Raw genomic sequence first — 21409 nt, 5'->3', positions numbered from 1 at the left:
GAGAAAACACTCATATGGGAGTATGTTCAGATGAAGGGCGAACGACACCCGGTACGAAGCACTTAGGCTCATCTGAGGTTCTCGAGACACTGGCGCATTTGGGTTGCAACCGATTCATGGTTGAGGACGATCCATCGTCAGTTTCGGGAAGATAGCTCTCCGTGAACGGGAGTCCTGTCTTGTAAGAGTGCTTCCCGTAGCCAATCAACGATTCTTACCGGTCCAATTCACGTCGTACCGAGGAACTCGTTCGATCCAGTATTTCACTAGATGAATGAATAATTGCTCAACCATAAGATCACTAGTGATGGCTATAGAGAGGGTCGTAGCAGTCTTATTCCAAAACTTTAATTGAGCGACTATACAATTGTCTTGTTGATGAAGCGAGAAAGACGAATACGATTTCTATCGATTGAGAAAGAATCAGGTAGCAACAGCAAAGTCCCAAATCAAAAAATGGAGGGTGACCGAAATGAGTGACGACCTCGGCGTCCTCGATCGTTATCTCACAGTCTGGATCGGTTTGGCGATGGTGCTCGGTGTCGCACTGGGACACTTCGTTCCCGGTATCGCGGACATGCTGAACGCCGTTACATGGCATGGAACGAGCCTTCCAATTGCTGTCGGACTGTTCGTCATGATCTTCCCGATTATGGCCGAAATCGATTATGAGCGAATTCCACGTGTCACGCGAACTGCACGGCGAGAAATCGCGCTGACGCTCACGTTCAACTGGCTTATCGCCCCGTTCGTTATGTACGGACTCGCAGTCCTCTTCTTGAGTGACTACCCCGAGTTCGTCACCGGGCTCATTATCGTCGGGATTGCGCCGTGTATCGCGATGGTACTCGTCTGGAATGAACTCGCGAGTGGGAATCAAGAGATGTGTGCGGTCTGTGTCGGCGTCAACAGCCTTCTGCAAATCGTGTTGTTCGTCCCCTACGCCTTCCTCTTTCTCACTGTTCTTCGTGAGACAACGGTGAGCGTCGACATCGGTCTCATCGCACAGATGGTCGGCGTCTTCCTTGGATTGCCGTTGCTCCTCGGGTTTCTCACGCAAAAAATTGCGTTCCAAACGGTCGGTGAACGGACCTACTACGAACGAGTCATTCCTCGCATTAGTCCGTTCGGACTCCTTGGACTACTGTTTACGGTCGTGGTCATGTTCGCGTTGAAAGGTGAGTACATCGTCAACCATCCCGAACAGATCGTTCTGATCGCAACGCCACTGTTCATTTTCTTCGCCGCAATGTGGGGGCTCGCATACGGCGCGAGTGCCCTGCTCGGCTTTAGCTACACCGAAGGGATCAGTGTAGCGTTCACAGCCGCGTCGAATAACTTCGAACTCGCAATTGCCGTGGCAGTCGCCGTCTTTGGTGTCGGCAGCAATGTCGCACTTGCGACAGTCGTCGGACCATTGATCGAAGTTCCCGTTATGCTTGCACTCGTTCGAGTGGCACTGGCGACAAAGGAGAACCTCTTCCCCGGCGCGACAGGAACCAGCGATGTTAGCTACTCAGACTGAGATCGAGCGGCTGGCCTCGTACAAAGCCACCCTCAAACAGAGAAGCAGAGTTCGACGCATCGCTTCATTACCACACAGCCGAATTACAACCCTATGAGCACGTCAGAAACCACCGTCGCATTCGTTTGTGTCCAGAACGCTGGCCGCTCCCAAATGGCGACTGCCTTTGCCAAGCGTGAGCGAGACCGCCGAAACTTAACCGATGAGATCCACATCCTGACTGGTGGCACGCAACCCGCCGACCATGTGCATCCAGAAGTCGTGACTGTGATGGAAAAAATCGGTATCGACCTCTCCGAGAACACGCCGCGTGACATTACCGTCGGGGAACTTCAAGCGTCCGAGTATGTGATCACGATGGGGTGTTCAGCACAGGACGTCTGTCCCGCGACGTGGAGTGGTGACAATCGTGATTGGGGACTCGACGATCCGGATGGGAAATCGATCGAGGAGGTACGCAAAATACGAGACGAAATCGAAGATCGGGTTAGTGAGTTCTTCGACGAATTAGAATCACGTGAGTAGGACTGTCGAGAAGAGCAAAGTCATGAGGTGAACACACTGTTGTTTTCATCCACGGACCTGGAGTGTATTTCCGCGAGAGCCGTTCTTCAGCTTTCCTCCGATATGTATCGTATCGGAAGAAGAAGGAAACACACGCGAGGGGCATGTTTATCATATCTATCTAAGCCATCTAAGAGGAATTAGATCTGCGCTCTATCAGATAGCATTGTTCTCGATCTTCGAATCTAATCTATTCCATCTATTCCATCATAATCGTCTTAGAAGCTGTCTGAAACCCTGCTCAATGGATGAGTAGAAAGTATGAATGATTCCGAGGTCATTCTAAGATCGCTTAGACGGCTATTCTATCTAAGACAATTAGCTCTGGTTTAGACGAGTCAGTAATTCATCCTCATCCATCTCTTGGGTCTTTTCCATCGCGAGTTCAATGAGAATTGGGTAGTAGTCACGGTTTTTCTGAAGCGACTCGCCGTGTTCACGTTTGTATTTCGCGTTGAGCTCGTCGAATCGAATATCCAGTTCGGTGTGCTGCTCTTCGGGGAGATACATCAGCACTGACGGCAGGTCCTTCACAGACGTCTTTTCTTTCTCATTTGTCTTTTCAGTCTGTTCTGGTTTATCGCTCTTAGAAGTCTTAGACATACTGTCGGTCTCAGCTGTCTTCGAGAGACTATCTGGTTTATCCGTCTTAGACGAAGTTTCACGAGCTTCTGTCTCAGATGGCTCTTCTTTCTGAGCGTATCGACTTCCAAATGGATCGCGGTTCTGTGTTTTATCTCTCGCCATCGATTCCCTCCAACGATTCGGCAATCTGCAGATAAACCTCTTCCATGTCGCAGTCTTCCTCGTGTTCAAAAATCGAACCCCCCGCGTTCCACGCGCGCTGTAATGCAACTCGCTTTCGGATTTCCCACACTGGTGCCCTTTCCTCGAAAACATCTTCGAACCACTCCATCATCTCGTCTGCTTCGTTGTCCGTCCCGACTTCGTTCGCGACGAGCCCCACTTCTTGGATCCCCGTGTCAAAAGCGGCTTCGAGGGCATTGATTTGTTTGAACAACAATTCAAGCGCACGGATGCTCGTCGTCTTCGTTTGCGCTGGGATGAGCACGTTTTCGCATGCGAGAAGCGCATTGTCGGTCAGGACACCCAGGTTTGGTGGACAGTCGACAACGATATACTCGTACTCGTCGAGCTTGTTAAGCGCCATATTGAGGCGATTCTCACGGTTGGGCACGCCAGCCAGCGCATCTTCGATGTTGATCATATCCTGATGACTTGGAATGACATCCATCTCGGAATGCTCGTAAATCAGTTGCGCTGTTTCGTCTATGACGTCTAAATCAGGTAAGACATCATAGAAGCTTATGACGTCTGCATCGTATTCATCCTCTAAACCGACCCCTTCGGTTGCATGTCCCTGGGGGTCCAAGTCAATTAGAAGAACGTCGTATCCTAGCTGGTTGAGCGCTCCTGCGACGTTAATCGAGGTCGTCGTTTTCCCAGCGCCGCCCTTTTGATTACTTACAGCGATCTTAGTCGTCATACTTCTCTACTCTAGTTATGCCTTCTAAGATGGGATAAAAGTATGTCAGACAAATTCTTTGTGCCGTGAATGTATCCAGATAACTATGGACGTTTTAGTGCGATCAGTAGGTCGCTAATTCGGTCGACACAGTAGACCACCACCGAACACGATAGAAGAAAGTCACCCAGAAGCGTTTGACGGCGTTGGTACGCCACTATCAATGGCTAAGCTTCCAGTATCACTCGTGATAGCACTCACTTCTTAAAAAATAGATCAACGACAATTGGTGCAAAATAGACGATTATCAATGAGATCGTCAGTTGCTCAACCACCAATTAACTGTTTTGAAGATCCGACACGATATTCTGTTTGGTTTTTGGCTGTTCAAATACAGTATCGAGCACCATATCCGAGTCGCGCAAGAGAGAGTGTTCCCGATAACTTCCTTCGCTCTTTCCACCACCAGTATGCCGATTTTCCGTGACGTCACTAAAGGCCCATTCCTTCAATAATTCCAGCACTCGCTGGTGACTGAGGGGATCTGTTCCTTCACTCTTACAGACGTCTTCGTACACACGGTAAATCTCGCCTGTGCTAAATGCTTGCTTCAAGGAGGATTTTTGGAGATAGGCGAGCGCAAATAGGACATATTTCGAATGAGGAGTTGATCCTCGAATTAGCTCTTGGAATCGAGACATTTCCGCATAATCCTGTGCTGCATCGACATGCTCCTCCGTAACACTGGAATTTCCATTCCGCGCAGCCAACTTCCCTGCGCTCGAAAGGATTTCAATCGCTTTCCGTGCGTCACCATGCTCACGCGCGGCAAGCGCTGCGACGCGTGGGATAACACCATCTTCGAGAACATTCGGTTGGAATGCATCTCGCCGTTTGCTCAGAATATCACGAATTTGGCCGGCATCATATGGATGGAAGACGAGTTCATCGTCTTGGAAACTGGACTTCACACGTTCGTCAAGATTCTCGTAATACTCGATTTTGTTGCTGATTGCAACGACGCCGATATAGCAATCGGTTTTACCACTCTCTTCGGCTCTCGAGAGTTTAAATAATATTTCATCGTCACCAAGCTTGTCAATCTCGTCGATAATGGCGATAAGGACATCCGTATCGTCGAGGACCGTATAGAGATAATCCATGTACTCACTAGAGCCGATCCCCTTATCCGGAATAGTAAGTGAGCGACTAGATTGGAATTCAGCTTGTTGGGAGAGAGACCGAGCGACACGAGTAATGGTGTTAGCTTGATCGCAATCAATATAGGCAGAAATGAGAGAGACGTCGTTAGTTTGGGCGATTGCTCGAACACGCCCCGTGACGTGTCGGGAGACTAGTGATTTACCAGATCCTGTTTTACCGTATACGATCGCATTTCCGGGCGGATCGCCAAAAACACCGGGTTGGAGTAACTCTTCTATATCTTTGATTTCTGCGTCGCGACCGACGATACGGTCACTATCCGGAACATGACCAATTCGAAGTAGCTCACGACGCGCGAAAATAGAATCGTTGCGCTTGGTAAGTGGATCGTCAGCGAGGTCTTCTGGATCCGGCGTGGGGATTGGATCGTTTGGCACGTTATTCCAACATTTCGAGAAGGAGCATCTTAGTTCTACCGCCCCCCTGTTTTCAGTGAAAAACGCAGAACGAGTATCGAGAGAGTATGAGTACGAATGATGAGTGGACCAAAAGTGACGGGACACACCCCTCGTTTTCAGTGAAACCAGTCGAGTGAGTAGCTACTCGATCCGATCTGGATAGAGGTATTTAAAGAACTGAGTGTCGTTCTCAAGATAGACACCAGATTTTCAGTGAAAAACACAAAGGCTGCAGACGATTTTTGCCTTCAAATCTGTGTCGTCTAAGTTGCCTCCACCCTAACTTACTTACTATACGTTCTAGGTAAACTAGTAGAGTAGTTGAGAATCGACTAGTGGTTCCGTTTTCACTGAAAATGAGGGGTCTCTCTATCGGGAGATGGTCGAACTCGATGAAAGTAGGATCGACTTTTGTTTTCACTGAAAACGAGGGGTGTGAGGATTCGTCAAAAGTACCTCCATGTCCCCTCAAACGCCCTTCCAAGTAATATCGTGTATTTTACTTCCACCCTGATTGGCTGAACTCTTTATCTATCGGGTACTAATCGTAAATTGCGATCAGCGGAACTCAGCAGATGACGTGGGTTCTCGTACTCATCCATCCATCCTCCCACGCCGTCTGCTCGTTTTCCCTATTACATTCTGCCAGAGAGTGTAACGAGTAAACACTGTCCGAGGGTTTACCTATCGTGTCCTCGAATCCTTTCGTACGAATGGTCTCAAATGGGACGTCGCCACTCTCCCCACTTGCCCAAGAAGCACTCGATGCACTCGCAACCGCACTTCCGGACGAGGGAAAGCTCACATACGAGCAAACGTATACGATTCTGAAAGAGGAAGAAAATCTTGAACGGCCTGCTGCCGAGGATCTCGTCGAACGGCTCCACAAGAACGGTCATCTCTATGAGGTTGAGGGCAAGCTTCGACTCACCGATTACGAGGCTGAAGCGTGAGGCTGTCTCCTAGAGGAAGGTAATCAAAGTCCTAGAAGTGATCGTTCTTACCTAACCTTTGCCTTTCTCAAGGATTTGGGGCGAGTTGTCGGCTCTCCTCGTGTTGTTTTTCGAGCGGTTCGTAGACGAGAACCGTATCGTTACTTCGGACGACGATCAAATGCTCTTCGAAGGTAAATCGTACTTCGACATCGCTCTTCTTGGTTGCACTTGTATCGATGATTTCCTTGAGTGCATCGGGGTTCACATGTTCATACAGACTGAGCGATGCCTGTCCTCCCTGTGGTTCTAACGTCTCAACGACTGCCTCAACGATTCCTACGGCCACTGATTTATCTGGAGTAATAGAGATTGTAGTGGACAACGAATACTGTTGTGCTGAGGCACGTGAATTCGATGATTCAGTGGCACTTCCGAACCAATTGGTTGTTTCTGGGGCCATTATGATACCCGGGATAAATTCGATATCGAAGACGATCTATTAAGTACTTTCTGTCGTTTATTCCGTTCAAGGGGACGTATATTACTTTGTATGTGTTCCAATGTCGAGTTGTGTGGAACTGCTACCATCAATCGAAAACTAAAATCGAATTTTGTGCTTACGGTAGCTCCTTTAGGTTCTCGTCCATCAGTGTAACTGCACTCACACAGCCCACAACAGGGACACGTTGTCTGGTGCCATCACCCAGAAAAATCATTCATATTCGGGCTGTCTGTGAGTTGCACTTTGGACACCCCGCCATCCACTCTTTCACTGATTTTTCCTGGCGTGCGTGAGAACATTCGGGGCCAGCACGTTTGTGTATCGCAATTCACGACCGTCCCGTTGACAGGATACAGCTAGTGGTGTTGCATTTGGCCCCTTCATGACCAGATGGTTAAAGAAATCAACTGCTCCGAGATGTAGCGACGTAGTTGGACACAAAACAATAATATCGATTCCCTTCTGATTGAGTTCTATGGACGATAAGGATCTTCGAATCCTCAAAGCGATTGGGACGCTCGAATCGGGGAGCCCTGACAAAATAGCCGACGAGACTGGGATTCCGAAGTCGACTGTCCACTATCGTCTCGAAAAGTTACAGGAAGAAGGGATCATCAAGAACGAAATCTTCGATATCGACTTCGAACAAGCAGGACTCAACCTCACCCTCATCACAGAAGTCTGGGCCGAATACGACTCCGGGTATCACAGACAAGTCGGTGACAAGCTCGGTGACATAAACGGCGTTAACCAGGTGTATTTCACCCTCGGTGACACTGATTTCATTCTGATTTCGCACCTTGCGTCCCGTGGAATGGTCGAAGAACTCATCTCGGAATTCGAAGATGTAGACGAAATTTCGAGGACGAGTTCGAAGTTCGTTATCACGACGATCAAGGACGAATCAAATCCGCTCAACGACTACGACATCGAGGGACTGAAGGACGCGCTTCTTCCGGATCTTTCGTAGCGAGCACGTACCTCGAAGGCCACTGAAGAAAACTACATTCGACGGGACGCTATTTGTCCAAGTCGCGAACACTCATGTGGGCCTTTGCTTCGCTTTGCGTGGGAAGCCCACCAGCGATGGCGAGTAGAACAGCGCCGAGCAGACACCAGATGGCGACGATAGCCCATTCGTAGGGCCACGAGAGTGCCGAGGGTGACCCAGGAAGGTAGAGACCGATAAAGAAGACGGTCAACACCAATCCCAGTCCACCGACGACGTATCCACCTGGGAGCTTGAAGGGTCTGTCGAGTTCGGGGTTGCGATATCGAAGGATCAGGAAGGAGACGACGACGAGGAACCACGCCGTGACCATCCCGAGTCCACCCGCGTTCACGATCCACACCAGCATCTGCTTGCCGAACAGCGGTGCGAGTGCAGCGAGCGCTCCGACGAGTACGATTGCAGTCGATGGGGTACTGTATTCGGAGTGAATCGTCCCGAGCGAGTCGGGCAGCATGTTCGACTCGGCGAGCGCATAAATCGCTCTGCTAGCACCGAGCACGAAGCCGTTCCAACTCGTGAGGATACCGGCGAGACCGGCGAGTGCCATGATTCGTCCGATGATTTTGCTGTTGAACGCGATTTCCATCGCGGTTGCAGCAGGGAGGGAACTCTCGACGAGCGTCGTCCCTGAAGCAACCTGACCTGCTGCCCAAATCACTGCAATGTAGAACGTGGCAGCACAGGCGACGGAGATGACGATAAGTCCTCCGAGCGTTTTCGGGGAAACGTCGGCTTCGCCCGCTGCCTGCGGGATTACGTCGAATCCGACGAACATGAATGGCGTCATTATTGCCACGGTAAACACGCCCTCGATTCCGGCATTCGCGAAGGGCGGTGACGATGGCGAGGTCCCGTTGAACAGCGCCCCGAGTAAGAGCGTTACACCGGAAAGCGTGATTACGAGCGCGAGGATCGCTTGGAACTGCGCCGCTGGGCGGACGCCTCGATAATTGAGGTAGGTAACAACCATCGAGCCAATGACTCCCGTGAGAACCCACGTTGCGTAGACGGGTTGACCAGCGACCGTCCACAGTTGGAAGACGTTGAACCCGGGGACGATGTATGCAAGTGCGCTCGGGAGTGCAACTGCTTCGAATGCGACGACGCTAACGTAGCCGAAAATAATCGCCCACGTGCAGGCAAACGAGCCTGCTGGCCCTAAGGCGCGCATGCTATAGGCGTGTTCTCCGCCGACAACGGGCATCGCCGATGCGAGTTCACCATAGATGAGTGAGACGACACCCACCATGAACCCGCCGAGAACGAATGCCGATATCGCTCCGTTAACACCGCTTTTGTCGATGAAATATCCTGTCTGAACGATCCAACCCCAGCCGATCATTGCGCCGAGTGCGAGTACGAACACATCGCGTTTCGAGAGGACGCGTGAGAGTTCATCTGTCATGGTTATGTGCGACACTCACATAGTCAAACTTTCTCACTATATATCTTTCTGTGTTCAATTTTCGTTGAAATTCATAAACACAGTCCAATATTGTAGGTCACTGGGGAACCTTAGTCAATTGATTACTCTCGATGTCCGTGGATTCTCTCCCGATGTAGTGGGCTAAAACAGGCGATCGGAAGGGCGTAGTTCGATACCTAGACGCTGTCCGACGCCTCGTCGATCCAGACCGTTTTCTTCGTGACGAACTCTTGGATACCATGGTGTGAGAGCTCCGTTCCGTAGCCCGAGGCCTTCGTCCCACTGAATGGAACTCGTGGGTCCGATGCGACGACTTGGTTGACGAAAACGTTGCCAGCGGTGATCTTCCGTGTGAGTGCTTCGCCGCGCTCGGTATCTTTCGTCCAGATACTTGCACCGAGTCCGTACGGGGTATCGTTCGCCACACGAATTGCCTCCTGTTCGGTTTCGACTTTGAGGACGGTGGCGACCGGGCCGAACAGTTCCTCGGTCGCTGCCGGTGCATCATCCGGCACATCGGTGAGGATCGTCGGTGGATAATAGTGACCGGGCTGATCGAGCGGTTTACCTCCGAGGTGGAGCGTCGCACCGGCCTCGACGGACTGCGTAACCTGCTCGTGGAGCGACTCCAACAGATCCGCTCGGGCTTGCGGCCCGATATCGGTTTCCGCTTTCGATGGATCTCCGACTGTGAGTGCGCTCATCTCCTCGGTAAACCGTTCGAGGAATTCATCGTAGACCGCTTCGTGTACCAGGAACCGCTTGGCCGCGATACAGGACTGTCCGTTGTTCTGTGTTCGAGCGTTGGCCCCTTGGTTGGCAGCACGTTCGATCGGCGCGTCATCGAGCACGATGAAGGGGTCGCTCCCACCGAGTTCGAGGACGGTCGGTTTGAGTTCGTGGCCGCTCCTCTCCGCAACCGCTCGCCCCGCTCGCGTACTGCCCGTCAGGCTCACCCCCTTAATTCGCTCGTCTTCGATGAGCGTCGATACTCGTTCGGCGGGAATTTGAAGGGAGGTGAAAACGCCGCTGGGGTATCCGGCGCGTTCGAAGACCGATTCGATGGCTCGTGCACAGCCAAAGACGTTCGGTGCATGTTTGAGAACTGCAACGTTTCCCGCAGTGATGTGGGGCGCAGCGAACCGAAACACCTGCCAAAACGGATAGTTCCAGGGCATTACCGCAAGGACTGGCCCGATCGGTTCATACGAGACGTACGTTTTCGAACCGGGAACGGTACCGATCCGATCGTTTTGCAGAAACTCCGCGGCGTGCTCAGCGTAGTACTCACAGACCCACGCACACTTTTCGACCTCGGCTACCGCCTGTTCGATGGGTTTTCCCATTTCGGTGGTCATCCGAGTCGCGTACTCGTCGGCGTTCTCGCGCAGCACGTCAGCCACATCCGCCAGCAGCGCCTCGCGACGTTCGATCGGCTTCGTTCGCCACGATTCGAATTCCTTCCACGCCTCGTCCAATCGGGCGCTGACCGTTGGTTCGTCGTGTTCGTCGTACGTTTCGATGATATCTTCGGTTGCTGGGTTGATCGATCTCATTTTCGTCTGTTCGGGATGGACGGGCCGTGACTCCCGTACGGCCCAACGGTCTCGCCACCCGGTGATAAGTGTTCCACTTTTCGAAGAATAGTAGAACTGAATCCCATTATTTTGATTCTATTGGAACCATGTCTGGTTTGGAGTCGCGGTGTGAATCGTCGAGGATTCCGGTCGATTCGCTCTGCTTTGTTCCGGATACGAAGATTCTCCCTCTATCGAGTGTTGTTCACCAACCAGTAATGGCTGTATTTTCTGGACTGAATTCCGTTGGGAATAATTTATTAGGATTCAGTCTCGATTATCTCGTAATGCAGGAACAGAAGACAAATCGGTCGATCGAATCCTCCTACGACGACCACGTCATGCCCATCTGGAAGTCGCTGAACGTTCCGGTCAAGCGAGCATCCGGCTGTACGCTCGAAGATTTCGATGGGAACGAGTATCTCGACGTGTTTTCGGGAATCTCGGTGACGAACGTCGGGCATGGAAACGAAGCCGTCGTCGAGGCCGCGAAAACCCAGCTTGAAGAGTTCACCCACGGTTGCTCGTACGTTCACCCGAACGAGCCGGTAGCCGACCTCGCCGAAACGATTGCTGATATCACACCGGGTGACTTGGAAAAGAGCTTCTTCTGTAACTCCGGAACGGAAGCGGTCGAAGGAGCGATCAAACTTGCGCGAAAGTACACCGGATCGAAGGAGGTCATCGCACTCGAAATGGGGTTCCATGGGCGCACGCTTGGAAGTCTCGCACTCACGGGAAACAAGGCGTACAAACAGGATATGGCCCCGACTATCAACGACGTTTCTCATACCGCGCCACCGTACGCGTACCGGTGCCCTCGTTGTGACGGCGCGCAGTGTGACGCTAGCTGCGCCGACCAGCTCGAACGAGTCATCGGTTCGCACACGAGCGGTGACCTCGCGGCAGTCGTCGTCGAACCCGTTATGGGTGAAGCCGGTATTATCGTTCCCTCTAATGCATGGCTCAAGCGTGTCCAAGCGATCGCTCACGACCACGGTGCACTCCTCATCGCAGATGAGGTCCAGACCGGCTACGGTCGTACCGGGAAGCTCTTCGCGAGCAGCCATTTCGATATCGAGCCGGATATCCTGACACAGGCGAAAGGAATCGCAAACGGACTCCCGCTTGGCGCGTTCACCGCATCCAAGGAGGTTGCGAACGCGTTCGAGGCTGGAGACCATCTTTCGACATTCGGTGGCAACCCCGTCGCCTGCGCAGCAGCGCTGGCGACTATCGATGAACTGCAGGGTGGAATCATCCAAAATGCACGCCAGAACGGCGAGTGGCTCGCATCCGCGCTTGAAACGCTCGAAGCTGACTACGATGTGGTTGGTGAAACGCGCGGCCTCGGGTTGATGCAGGGCATCGAACTCGTCGAACCGGGGACGACGGGTCCGCAGAACGTCGCCCCTCGCCCGAACAGTGAACTGGCTTCCGCGATCGGTCGATACCTCCGGGAAGAGTCGAATGTCGTCATGGGTGTCGGTGGATACTACAAAAACGTCATGCGTTTCCAGCCACCGCTCACGATTTCACGCGATCAACTCGGCGATGCGGTCGAAGCGCTTCGAGATGCGCTCGAAAACGTCGCCTGAAACTAACGAGAACACAGTAACCAACCTGTGGCTTGGTGCTGTCTCCTAGAGTGGAGTCGGTAACAAAGAGAACGCTGATCTCAAATGTAATCCATCGACGCGAAAAATGTACAGGGAGATGTTCCGTTACATTTCTGCGACGGACTCCACGTCGAGATACGGGCGGACATCGACGACGGATTCTGTCTCGTAGGATTCGTATGCGGCTTCAGTCAACGCGACGACGATTTGGCCGAATGATCCCGGAACCGTCGGCGGGTGTTCACCGCGGACAGCTTCGATGAAGTCCCCTAACTTCTTCGCCAGCAGTGTTTGGAAGTCTGCCTCGCCATCGATCTCTATCCGTTCCGGTGATTTTCCGCGTGGAGTGACCGTCAAGACGTCCTGTCCGTATGTCACTCGGCCTTCCGTTCCCCATATATTGAGCCCTTCGTAGGTATTCGGGTCTTGAACGCCATCGGCTGTAATCGTAACCCCGGCTGTTACCGGACGTCCATCGCGTTCGAGACGGAGCGCCAACGAACTGTTCACGTCAACGCTGTACTCGCCGTAGTCCATCATGGCGGAAACGGAGACGGGTGTCGTCCCAGTGGTCCAGAGGAGAGTATCGATGAGATGCGATCCGGAGTCGTACAACTGGCCCCCTCCCGAGAGGGCGGGGTCAGTGCGCCACGCATCCGGGAATTTTCTAATCCAGTTCTGTCCCATATAACAGGATACCGTGTGAACGTCGCCGATTTGACCGCTGTCGATTATCTCCTTGATCTTCGAATACACCGGGTGGTAGTGCCGTTGGTAGCCGACGACGAGGACCCTGTCGCGTCGTTGCGCCGTCGCAACGAGTTCGTGTGCATCCTCGACATCCGTCACGAGCGGCTTTTCGAGGAAAACGTGGAGGTCGTTCTTCAAGCAAGCCATCGCCTGTTCGTAGTGGAGCGTGTGTGGGGTGACGATGGTAACTGCATCGAGGGTCGATGCGTGCTCTCGTAACATCGTCTCGTAGTCCTCGTATGCGGGGCCGTCAAACCGCTCCTCGAACTGCTCGCGTCCATCGGGGGCGATGTCCGCACCGGCGACGATTTCGACACCTTCCATGGTATCGTAGGTATCCAATTCGTACATGCAGAGCTGCCCGAGTCCGATCGCGGCGAGTTTGACGGTCATGCTGCTTCACCTTCCGTGTTTGCAACCGTCGGAAGACGTGTGCTATGGCGTTCACAATTGAGTAATGCCTCCCCACCATCCGTGGCGAACAGATGGACGCTGTTTTCCGGGAACCTGAGTAGGACGCTCGTACCTTCTTCGGCCTCGTACTCGCCAGGAACCGCGGCCGTTATCTCCTGCCCGCTGACGGAGAGGTGTAAGAAATTCTGGTCCCCCATCGGTTCGACCACTCGAATGGTACCGGCAAACGAATCTGGGGCGTCCCGTTCCGCGATCTCGATGTCCTCGGGTCGGATTCCGAGCGTGACGCGCTGTTGATCCCCGACCGCCTCACGGAGGCGGTCCGAAAGCGGATACCGGATCTCGTTTCCGATCAACTCGTTCCCGTCCACTTCGAATGGGTATAGGTTCATCGAAGGTTCGCCGATGAAGTTCGCGACGAACAGGTTTTTCGGCTCGTAGTAACATTCGAGCGGGGTGCCGATCTGTTGCAACCGACCGCCGTTCAGGACGGCGATCCGGTCGCCCATCGTCATCGCCTCGGTCTGATCGTGGGTGACGTACACCGTCGTGACCCCCAGTTCCGACTGTAGCTGTTGGATCTCCGTCCGCATCGTCGTTCTGAGTTTGGCGTCCAGGTTCGAGAGCGGTTCGTCCATCAGGAACACCTCCGGTTCACGAACGATCGCACGTCCCAAGGCGACTCGTTGTTGTTGTCCGCCCGATAGCTCTTTGGGCTTGTCGTCCAGCAAATCCTCGATGTCGAGCATCTTCGCCGTTTTTCGTACCCGTTCGGTTCGTTCGTCCTTCGAGAGTGTGGTCGTCATCTTCAGTCCAAATCCGATGTTCTGTTCTGCGGTCATCTTCGGATACAGTGCGTAATTCTGGAATACCATCGCGATGTTTCGCTCCTCAGGAGTCTGATCGGTGACGTCTCGACCTCCGAAGTAAATCTCCCCGGACGTCATCGATTCGAGCCCTGCCATACAGCGGAGGGTGGTCGATTTACCACACCCCGAGGGACCGACCAGAACGAGAAACTCGCCGTCGGCGAGTTCGATGTTGAGGTCGTCCACTGCGAGGATGCCATCGTCGTTGGTGTCTCGATACTGCTTCGTCATATGCTCTATTTTTATGCTTGACATGATGTCCTGTCCGTCGTGTCTGTCCGCGCTTCGTAATCGTACCGCGAATCGTTGCCGTGCGTCGTGGACGGTTCGGTGATCATCCTTTGACCGACCCCTCCACGAGACCCTTGACGAAGTACCGCTGGAGCCCGATGAACATGACCAGCAGCGGTAACATCGCGATGACGCTGGCCGCCGAGATCACCCGCCAGTCAGTCGAGTACTGTCCCTGGAAGGAAAACAGGCCGATGGAAACGGTGTACAGGCTCGAATCACCGAGGACGGTAAACGCCATCACGAACTCCGCCCACGAAAAGACGAAATTGAAGATGGCGACCACGGCGATTCCGGGGCCCATCGACGGCAGGAGGATGTAGATCAACGTTTGTAGCCTGTTGCACCCATCGACACGTGCCGCCTCGTCGAGTCCCGACGGGATGGTGTCGAAGTAGCTTTTCAGGAGCCAAATCGAGAACGGCACTTGGAGACCGATGTACAACAGGATGAGTCCGAAGTGCGTGTCGAGGAGGTTCAACTGGTCCATCATGTTGTACAGTGGAATCACGATGACAACCGGCGAGATCATCTGAAACAGGAGGATGGTGAACAGTGCGTGTCGCTTCCCCCTGAACTCGAATCGGGAGAACCCGTACGCTGCGGGTACCGCCACGAGGATGATACCGGCCCCTTCCAGTATCGCTATCTTCAACGAGTTGACGATCCACGTCGTCATCGAGGAATCCTGTAACACCTGTCGATACGGTTCGAAGGTGATTCGATGTGGAATCAACTGCACCGGATAGGTAAGCACCTCTCCGGGAAGTCGAAGGCTCATCGAGATGACCCAGAAAACCGGAAACAGAAAGAGGATCATCCCGAGCGCGAATACGAGGTAGGTGAACGCAGTGGTGATCGAGATGTCATCGGCTACCGTTCGTACACTGGTTCCCGTGCTCATCTCAGAACTCCTCCTCGTTGATAAACAAGCGCATGTAGATGACGGTCATCACGACGTTTACTGCCAGCATCATCACGGCTACTGCGGCGGCCTGTCCCAGATTGAACTGCTTGAACCCTTCGTCGTACATGAAGAGCGCGAGCACCTCCGTCGCGTGCCCGGGCCCGCCTCCCGTGAGGCTCATGATCATATCGAACGTGTTGAGCGTATAGATGGTGATCAGAACCAGGTTGATGAACACGACGGGTTTTATCTGTGGCAGGGTGACGTAGCGGAACCGCTCCAGTGGTCCCGCCCCGTCCACCCGCGCCGCATCGTACAGGTGCTGTGGTACTTGCTGGAGACCGGCGTACAACATGATCATCGAAAATGCGGTGCCTCGCCACGTGTTGGCAGCGATAGTCGAGAGAAGCGCGATCTGCGGATCCGATAGAAACGAGACGACGTGGAATCCCGATTGCACGAGAAAGTAGTTCACGATCCCATAGTTGGTCTCGATTAACATGATCTTCCAGAGGATGCCGATCACGATGCCCGGGATAACCCACGCGGACAATACGGCGACGCGGGTCGTGACGCTTCCATACAGGTGTTTTTTCACCCCGTGATTGATCGCGAGGGCGAGAATCATTCCCAACACGATCTGGAGAACGACGCTAATGGCGACGAAGATGACCGTCACCCGTGCCATCGTCCAAAATGATGGTGCCGAGACAACCCGGGTGAAAGCTTCGAACCCGACGTAGTGATACGACGGTTGAATGAGGTTCATGTTCGTGAAGCTCATTCGAATGGCTTCGAGAAGCGGGTAGAGCCGGAACGTAAGCAGGAACAGCACGGCCGGGATTATCCACGTCAGTGGCGTATTTTGAATCGGTTCGAGGCGATCCGTAACATCAATGAACAGCCTGTGGACCCGCTCTGAGAACTGCTTCGATTCTACCGACATGGCTCAGATTACTCCTTGCCGAGGGGTCGTACATCGATTATCGACCGATCTATCCCTCGCTCTCACGAGGGTTATCGACGTTGTCATGTCCTTCATCCTCTTAGCTATTATATTGGGAATTCACGTTGCTGATCATCGTGTTCACCGCTTTTTCGGGGGAAGCCTGCCCCGTGATGACCTTCCCGGCGGCGGCCTGCCACTCCGAAGAGATGGTGAGATAGATCGGATAGCCGGGGCGCGCTCGGCCGTCCTCCAGCAGTTTCTTGTAGACCTGCATGTACGGGTCCTCCGAGAAATATTTCGTTCCCTCGTAGACCGATTTTCGGGTCGGCAGATTACCCGACGCCTTGCAGTACTTGGCCATATTTTCTTTCGTGGCGTACATCCCTGCCCACGCGGCGGCGGCTTTTCGCTTCGATTCGTCCGTGGCGAATACGCCCTCGGTCCAACCGCCAGTTCCCGTCGCTGCCATATCCGCCTTCATCTGGGGGATTTTAGCGACCTTCCAGTTCTTCCACGTATTTTTATCGGCCTTTTGCTTGATCACCGAAATTTGCCAGTTGCCGCCGAGGAACATCGCCGTTTCGTCGTTCAGTGCGGCCTGTCGGAGGAGCGCGTAGTCGTTGATGTTGGCGACGCGTTTCGGCGTCACCCCGGAATCGATGGTACGCTTGAAGAAGTCGAACACGTTGAGCAACGCTTTCTTGTTCGCGTCCTCTCCCAGGACGGGTTTCCCCTGGTCGTTCACGAGGTCACCGCCCTGTGCCCAGAACATGGCCAAGTTATCGAACGTCGTCGCCTCCCACTTGCCCCCGTTGTACATGTACCCGTTCATGTTCTCCTTCTGTTTGATGGTTTTTCCGACCGAGATGAGTTCGTCCCACGTCTCCGGTGGGTTTCCGTCGTTGTACTTGTCCATCAAATCCTGTCGGTAGTACAAGGCTCGACAGTCGGTGTTTTTCCACACGGATTTCCATTCACCTCCCTTGACCATCACGTCCTTGACGAACGGATACCAGTCGTCGGGGTCGTCGATCACGTCAGTTACCGGTTGGAGTTTATCGTAGAAGCTAGGCACCCAGAAGGAGTCGACCTGCGACATCGATGGCGCGCTCCCTCTGGCGGCGACCTGAAGCAGTTTCGTTTTCATCTGCTCGAGGTTCGTCTGATATTCGATGTCGATACCGGCGTCGGAGTGATCCTTCGCCCACGTTTTGAAGAACCCCTCGATGACCGTTGCCGATTCCTCGTTTTCCGTAGAAACGTGTGACGCATCAGGGAGCATCCAGTAGGTGAGCGACGTTTTCGGGTCGCTCGCTCCGATGTGGTCTTTCGTCACCAACTTCCCGGAGGATCCATCGGACCCGCTCCCACCGAGACAGCCAGCAACACTGCCGAGAAAGGCACTCAACCCCGTCGTAGCGCTTAGCTTTAGTGCGGTTCGCCGATCGAGACTTTCGGATGTGGTTTGTTTGCGCATGTCGTACTACAAGAATCCAAATCGACATTATACTATATTAATTTTTCCCTGGTGTAATAACTCACTTAGTGAATAGAACTAACAACCACTTCTTCGGTGAATTGACCAACTACTCACTGCAGTAGTAATCCATTTACCCGCTCAATTGTAATCCGTCTATGCTAATGGAGCAGACTGTATCCTTACAAGCACTACAGAATGCAGGCTTCACACAGTACGAGGCCGAAGTTTATTTGGAAATTTTGAAACGGGGATCCGCCTCGGCAATTGACCTTGCAAATGCGAGCAATGTGCCGAAATCACGTGTTTACGACGTGCTCAGGGATCTCGAATCCGATGGTCACGTCGAGATCTATAAACAGGACAATCTACGAGCACGAGTCCTAGACCCGGATGCGGTCATTGCGGACCTACGCCAACGGGCCGAATCGTTCGCCGATACGGCCGACGAACTGGACGACTTGTGGGACGAACCCGAACTCACCGAGAATGATCTGACCGTCGTTAAACGACTCGAAACCGTAATCGAACGTGCCAGACAGTACATCCGAACCGCCGAAAACGAGGTCCGGTTAGCCGTACTACCCGAACAGTTCCACGAACTCCGTCCCGTGCTCCACGAAGCTCACGACCGTGATATTTTCATCAAACTGTCCCTCTCTCCGTCGATGGACGGTTCGCTCCCCCCCGATGACTACCTCGACTTCGAGAATACGACATCGGAAGTGTGCTATCGAGAATTCCTCACACCGTTCGTCGTCATCGTCGACCATTCGAGAGTCTGTTTCGCTCCACAACGCGGGAGCGGAACGGAATTCGGCATCATCGCGGATAATCGGCAACTCACCTACGTTTTTCACTGGTACTTTCAGACGACACTGTGGGACTCGTTCGAAACGATCTACTCGGTGCACGACGCTTCACCACCACTTACCTACGTAAACATCCGTCAGTGCGTGGCCGATATCGCACCACTGTTCCACGAAGGGGCGACGATTCAGCTAACGGCACGAGGATACGACAGGGTGACGGGGGAAGAACGACACGTCTCCGGACGGGTTACCGACCTGATTTTCTCGGGACCGACGACCGACAACACCTACCCGGCACTCTGTGAAGTGTCAGGTCAAGTCTCGATATTCGTCGACGATGGGGAAACCACTCACAGTATCGGTGGGTGGCTCCCACAAGTGGAAGACATCGAACTGGAGCGATTGACGATCGAGTCCATCGAATATACAGATTAACCGGATTCGTTGGAGCGGTGTCCAGTCGTCGATCGATGTGTATCGTCCTCACCAAAAGCGGGGGAGACTGCTCGTCGCTACAACTGTTGTCCCTGGCCGTTCCTCGTGTATCGTTCCCGAAAAAGATAATTCCTGCGAGGTGTTTGACGTCCTTCGTTTCGACGACCGATCGAAGATTCGTTCGTCTCCGGTGGTGCCCGCTTATCGGTCGTCTTCGACGCCGCCGTCGAAATCGTTGTCCTTGAGCGTGAGGTCCTCCGCGTTCTCGGTGATTTGTAGGGCTGGTTTCCCGGACTCCGAGCGAGCAGAGACGTCCTCGATCAGTGTCCCATCGCCGCTTTCGACGAGCGCATGGCTTTCAGACACGTACTGCCCGCCACGAATCACACAGTTCGTGCCGTCGTTGGTCAGTGCATGGCGGCCAGCGTCGCCGCCGTGATCGACGGTAAGACCGTGGAAGATGGAGTTATCGCGATCATTGTAGATCGCGCTATACGTACCGTTCGCAGCCGCTTGTCCTGTGACGCTGGTATCCAAGAGTTTCACTCGTTTCTCACCGTCACTGATTTTTATTGCCGCACCGCCACCCGCTTCGTGTGTGACATCACAGCGCTGGATGAAGGCTGCTCCCGACCCCGGGCGAACCATTATCGCGGAGACTGCATCGTCGGTTCGTACCGTGATGGTGCTATTATTGAGATCGCTTCGGTCGGTACTTTCGTCGATCCAAACGGCCGGGCTTTCGGAAACGTTCGATTTGATATCGAGGTTTGATGCGACGACATAGCCGCCGTTATCGAATCGAAGGCCCTGTTGGGCACGCCCGAACCCGTCTTGTTGGTCGACGATGATGGTCGCGTCCTTGACGGTGCTTTCTGTCCCACCGATGCGGACGTTCGCCCCCAGACTGTTCTGGAAGCGGCCGCCTTCGACGTGAACGGACCCCGTGCCATTGGACGCATACAGTCCGTGGTCCGGGAACGACCCGAGAACGCAGTCGCGGAAAGTCATCGTCCCCGCGTTCTGATTACACAGTATTCCAGTCGGTCCCCACTCTAGTTTGTCTCCCGGTGCATTCACCGTCGCAACTGCACCGTCGGGTGCCGAAAACCGTTCGACGAGTCCCGTGCCGTCGGGTTCTGTAATGACGAACCGTCCGGGTCCCCAGGCGCCGCTATCGTGAGTGCCGATGACGTCGATGTCACGGACGACCAATCCATCGTCGGCGGCCGCTTCGATAACTCGAACGCCGGTATTCTCACGGCTCATATCGACCGTGAAATTCTCCACCCGGGGGTTCGTCACGGGGTCGTATTCGACCCCCAGTCGGAACAATTTGTAATCCCAGTCGCCGTTATCGTCGAATTCACTGAACGATGCCGGAATTAGGGTCGCGTCGTCTCCGACCATGGCGAAGTTATCGCAACCGGTGACGCGAATCCGCTTATCGATGTAGTACTCCCCACTCGGGAATTGTAACAGCGTATCGCTCCCCGCTAACTCTTCGATGATCGGTGAAATCGATTCGTCCCCGGTCGGATCTACTCCTTCATCCGTGACGTCGATTACCGTCTCGTACTGGTCTTCAAGACCGGACGTCGCGGCCACGCTTTCGCCAACCATTGCAGTCGAGCCTACAGCGACACCGGCCAGTTTGAGATACGAACGACGGTTTGTTTTAGTCTGTTTCTGTCGGTCTGGAGCCATCACGAGAATACCCATAGAGAGGAGTTTAAGATTTTATGCCCAGATTATTTCAATTATAGTAAAAAATATAAAAACTGAATTTCCAAACCATGTGGGACTATCGTCGGGGATGACCATTGGTTCATATAATTCTCTTCTCCGTACATCTCCGTGATGTGGTCATCAGTGTCTTTCTCGGATGGCTCGATGATGAGGGCTTGTGGCAACGTTGGTATTCACACCAATTGGTCGTGAGTGGACGATGCACTGATGATTGGAGACCGTGTTTCGGTTCGGCCAGAGATACGATGCAGTCGGAAAACGAACTGCCAATCCAGCTCACATCGCCGTGATTCGTTCTTCGTTCAAAGAGCCTCTGTCTGATAGAAATAGTTAAGTGTGATAGCATGCCACATGCATATGCGTCGTATTGACTTAGAAAAACACCACTCAGGACGTTTGCCTGTCGTCCACGCCCGAAGCAGATGTCGTCCTATCGTCTGCCTTCACTGGCTCACAATTTTTCCCACTCAACGCCTGATCTCGGTAGT

The 21409-nt window shown here is 53.4% G+C and carries 18 protein-coding genes; 6 read left to right on the top strand and 12 right to left on the bottom strand.

What is annotated here, in order from left to right:
* Positions 1–472: 472 nt before the first annotated feature.
* Positions 473–1525 carry an ACR3 family arsenite efflux transporter gene (arsB, locus tag NKF25_RS12560; protein ID WP_253227013.1) on the top strand — a complete coding sequence of 351 codons (1053 nt, stop codon included), beginning with the start codon at positions 473–475 and terminating at the stop codon, positions 1523–1525.
* Between the two features lie 93 nt (positions 1526–1618).
* Complete coding sequence (locus NKF25_RS12555; protein ID WP_253227012.1) at positions 1619–2050, top strand: arsenate reductase ArsC; 432 nt, start codon at positions 1619–1621, stop codon at positions 2048–2050.
* A 357-nt stretch (positions 2051–2407) separates the two neighbouring features.
* On the opposite strand, the gene NKF25_RS12550 is transcribed toward NKF25_RS12555, so the two are convergent.
* The 3 genes from NKF25_RS12550 to NKF25_RS12540 all read right to left on the bottom strand — a co-directional run bounded on the left by NKF25_RS12550 (position 2408) and on the right by NKF25_RS12540 (position 5176).
* Entirely contained in the window at positions 2408–2836 is a 429-nt protein-coding gene (locus tag NKF25_RS12550) for a hypothetical protein (RefSeq protein WP_253227011.1), read from the bottom strand.
* Positions 2823–3596, bottom strand: a complete 774-nt coding sequence (locus NKF25_RS12545; RefSeq protein ID WP_253227010.1) for a ParA family protein — start codon at positions 3594–3596, stop codon at positions 2823–2825. Before NKF25_RS12545 ends, NKF25_RS12550 begins: the two co-directional genes overlap by 14 nt.
* Positions 3597–3913: 317 nt before the next feature.
* A complete protein-coding gene (locus NKF25_RS12540) occupies positions 3914–5176 on the bottom strand; it encodes an AAA family ATPase (RefSeq protein ID WP_253227009.1) in 1263 nt (420 codons plus the stop codon).
* A gap of 734 nt (positions 5177–5910) precedes the next feature.
* Between NKF25_RS12540 and NKF25_RS12535 the strand changes: the two genes are divergently transcribed.
* On the top strand, positions 5911–6150 hold the full coding sequence (locus NKF25_RS12535) for a hypothetical protein (protein ID WP_253227008.1): 240 nt from the start codon (positions 5911–5913) through the stop codon (positions 6148–6150).
* A 67-nt stretch (positions 6151–6217) separates the two neighbouring features.
* Here NKF25_RS12535 and NKF25_RS12530 read toward each other — a convergent pair whose 3' ends face one another.
* Positions 6218–6592, bottom strand: a complete 375-nt coding sequence (locus tag NKF25_RS12530; RefSeq protein ID WP_253227007.1) for a HalOD1 output domain-containing protein — start codon at positions 6590–6592, stop codon at positions 6218–6220.
* 517 nt (positions 6593–7109) lie between these two features.
* Between NKF25_RS12530 and NKF25_RS12525 the strand changes: the two genes are divergently transcribed.
* The gene (locus tag NKF25_RS12525; protein WP_253227006.1) at positions 7110–7604 is read left to right on the top strand and encodes an Lrp/AsnC family transcriptional regulator; all 495 of its coding nucleotides are present in this window, start codon (positions 7110–7112) and stop codon (positions 7602–7604) included.
* Between the two features lie 49 nt (positions 7605–7653).
* On the opposite strand, the gene NKF25_RS12520 is transcribed toward NKF25_RS12525, so the two are convergent.
* On the bottom strand, positions 7654–9051 hold the full coding sequence (locus NKF25_RS12520) for an APC family permease (RefSeq protein ID WP_253227005.1): 1398 nt from the start codon (positions 9049–9051) through the stop codon (positions 7654–7656).
* 197 nt (positions 9052–9248) lie between these two features.
* Positions 9249–10694, bottom strand: coding sequence for an NAD-dependent succinate-semialdehyde dehydrogenase (locus NKF25_RS12515; RefSeq protein WP_342766330.1), 1446 nt, complete (start codon positions 10692–10694; stop codon positions 9249–9251).
* A 242-nt stretch (positions 10695–10936) separates the two neighbouring features.
* On the opposite strand from NKF25_RS12515, the gene NKF25_RS12510 reads away from it, so the two are divergent.
* Positions 10937–12247, top strand: coding sequence for an aspartate aminotransferase family protein (locus NKF25_RS12510; protein ID WP_253227003.1), 1311 nt, complete (start codon positions 10937–10939; stop codon positions 12245–12247).
* A gap of 126 nt (positions 12248–12373) precedes the next feature.
* Here NKF25_RS12510 and NKF25_RS12505 read toward each other — a convergent pair whose 3' ends face one another.
* The 5 genes from NKF25_RS12505 to NKF25_RS12485 form a co-directional block, all read right to left on the bottom strand.
* Entirely contained in the window at positions 12374–13411 is a 1038-nt protein-coding gene (locus NKF25_RS12505) for a Gfo/Idh/MocA family oxidoreductase (RefSeq protein ID WP_253227002.1), read from the bottom strand.
* On the bottom strand, positions 13408–14556 hold the full coding sequence (locus NKF25_RS12500) for an ABC transporter ATP-binding protein (RefSeq protein ID WP_253227001.1): 1149 nt from the start codon (positions 14554–14556) through the stop codon (positions 13408–13410). The genes NKF25_RS12505 and NKF25_RS12500 overlap by 4 nt, the downstream gene beginning before the upstream one ends.
* Before the next feature lie 79 nt (positions 14557–14635).
* Positions 14636–15496: a carbohydrate ABC transporter permease gene (locus NKF25_RS12495; protein WP_253227000.1), complete on the bottom strand. Its 861-nt coding sequence runs from the start codon at positions 15494–15496 to the stop codon at positions 14636–14638.
* A gap of 1 nt (position 15497) precedes the next feature.
* Positions 15498–16445: a sugar ABC transporter permease gene (locus tag NKF25_RS12490; protein ID WP_253226999.1), complete on the bottom strand. Its 948-nt coding sequence runs from the start codon at positions 16443–16445 to the stop codon at positions 15498–15500.
* Between the two features lie 100 nt (positions 16446–16545).
* Positions 16546–17925, bottom strand: a complete 1380-nt coding sequence (locus NKF25_RS12485) for an extracellular solute-binding protein (RefSeq protein WP_253226998.1) — start codon at positions 17923–17925, stop codon at positions 16546–16548.
* A 158-nt stretch (positions 17926–18083) separates the two neighbouring features.
* Here NKF25_RS12485 and NKF25_RS12480 point away from each other — a divergent pair, with 158 nt between their 5' ends.
* Positions 18084–19172 (top strand): TrmB family transcriptional regulator, encoded by a 1089-nt coding sequence (locus tag NKF25_RS12480; protein ID WP_342766325.1) that lies wholly within the window; start codon positions 18084–18086, stop codon positions 19170–19172.
* A gap of 201 nt (positions 19173–19373) precedes the next feature.
* Here NKF25_RS12480 and NKF25_RS12475 read toward each other — a convergent pair whose 3' ends face one another.
* Positions 19374–20795, bottom strand: coding sequence for a right-handed parallel beta-helix repeat-containing protein (locus NKF25_RS12475; protein WP_253226996.1), 1422 nt, complete (start codon positions 20793–20795; stop codon positions 19374–19376).
* Positions 20796–21409: the final 614 nt, after the last annotated feature.

Source organism: Haladaptatus sp. AB643 (assembly GCF_024136975.1).
Lineage (GTDB): Archaea > Halobacteriota > Halobacteria > Halobacteriales > Haladaptataceae > Haladaptatus.
This window is presented reverse-complemented; position numbering and strand designations above follow the sequence as displayed.

Coding starts and splice junctions, on each gene's coding strand:
- arsB (WP_253227013.1), top strand. CDS start 473: ATGAGTGACGACCTCGGCGTCCTCGATCGTTATCTCACAGTCTGGATC.
- NKF25_RS12555 (WP_253227012.1), top strand. CDS start 1,619: ATGAGCACGTCAGAAACCACCGTCGCATTCGTTTGTGTCCAGAACGCT.
- NKF25_RS12550 (WP_253227011.1), bottom strand. CDS start 2,836: ATGGCGAGAGATAAAACACAGAACCGCGATCCATTTGGAAGTCGATAC.
- NKF25_RS12545 (WP_253227010.1), bottom strand. CDS start 3,596: ATGACGACTAAGATCGCTGTAAGTAATCAAAAGGGCGGCGCTGGGAAA.
- NKF25_RS12535 (WP_253227008.1), top strand. CDS start 5,911: ATGGTCTCAAATGGGACGTCGCCACTCTCCCCACTTGCCCAAGAAGCA.
- NKF25_RS12530 (WP_253227007.1), bottom strand. CDS start 6,592: ATGGCCCCAGAAACAACCAATTGGTTCGGAAGTGCCACTGAATCATCG.
- NKF25_RS12525 (WP_253227006.1), top strand. CDS start 7,110: ATGGACGATAAGGATCTTCGAATCCTCAAAGCGATTGGGACGCTCGAA.
- NKF25_RS12520 (WP_253227005.1), bottom strand. CDS start 9,051: ATGACAGATGAACTCTCACGCGTCCTCTCGAAACGCGATGTGTTCGTA.
- NKF25_RS12510 (WP_253227003.1), top strand. CDS start 10,937: ATGCAGGAACAGAAGACAAATCGGTCGATCGAATCCTCCTACGACGAC.
- NKF25_RS12505 (WP_253227002.1), bottom strand. CDS start 13,411: ATGACCGTCAAACTCGCCGCGATCGGACTCGGGCAGCTCTGCATGTAC.
- NKF25_RS12500 (WP_253227001.1), bottom strand. CDS start 14,556: ATGTCAAGCATAAAAATAGAGCATATGACGAAGCAGTATCGAGACACC.
- NKF25_RS12495 (WP_253227000.1), bottom strand. CDS start 15,496: ATGAGCACGGGAACCAGTGTACGAACGGTAGCCGATGACATCTCGATC.
- NKF25_RS12490 (WP_253226999.1), bottom strand. CDS start 16,445: ATGTCGGTAGAATCGAAGCAGTTCTCAGAGCGGGTCCACAGGCTGTTC.
- NKF25_RS12485 (WP_253226998.1), bottom strand. CDS start 17,925: ATGCGCAAACAAACCACATCCGAAAGTCTCGATCGGCGAACCGCACTA.
- NKF25_RS12480 (WP_342766325.1), top strand. CDS start 18,084: ATGCTAATGGAGCAGACTGTATCCTTACAAGCACTACAGAATGCAGGC.
- NKF25_RS12475 (WP_253226996.1), bottom strand. CDS start 20,795: ATGGTTGGCGAAAGCGTGGCCGCGACGTCCGGTCTTGAAGACCAGTAC.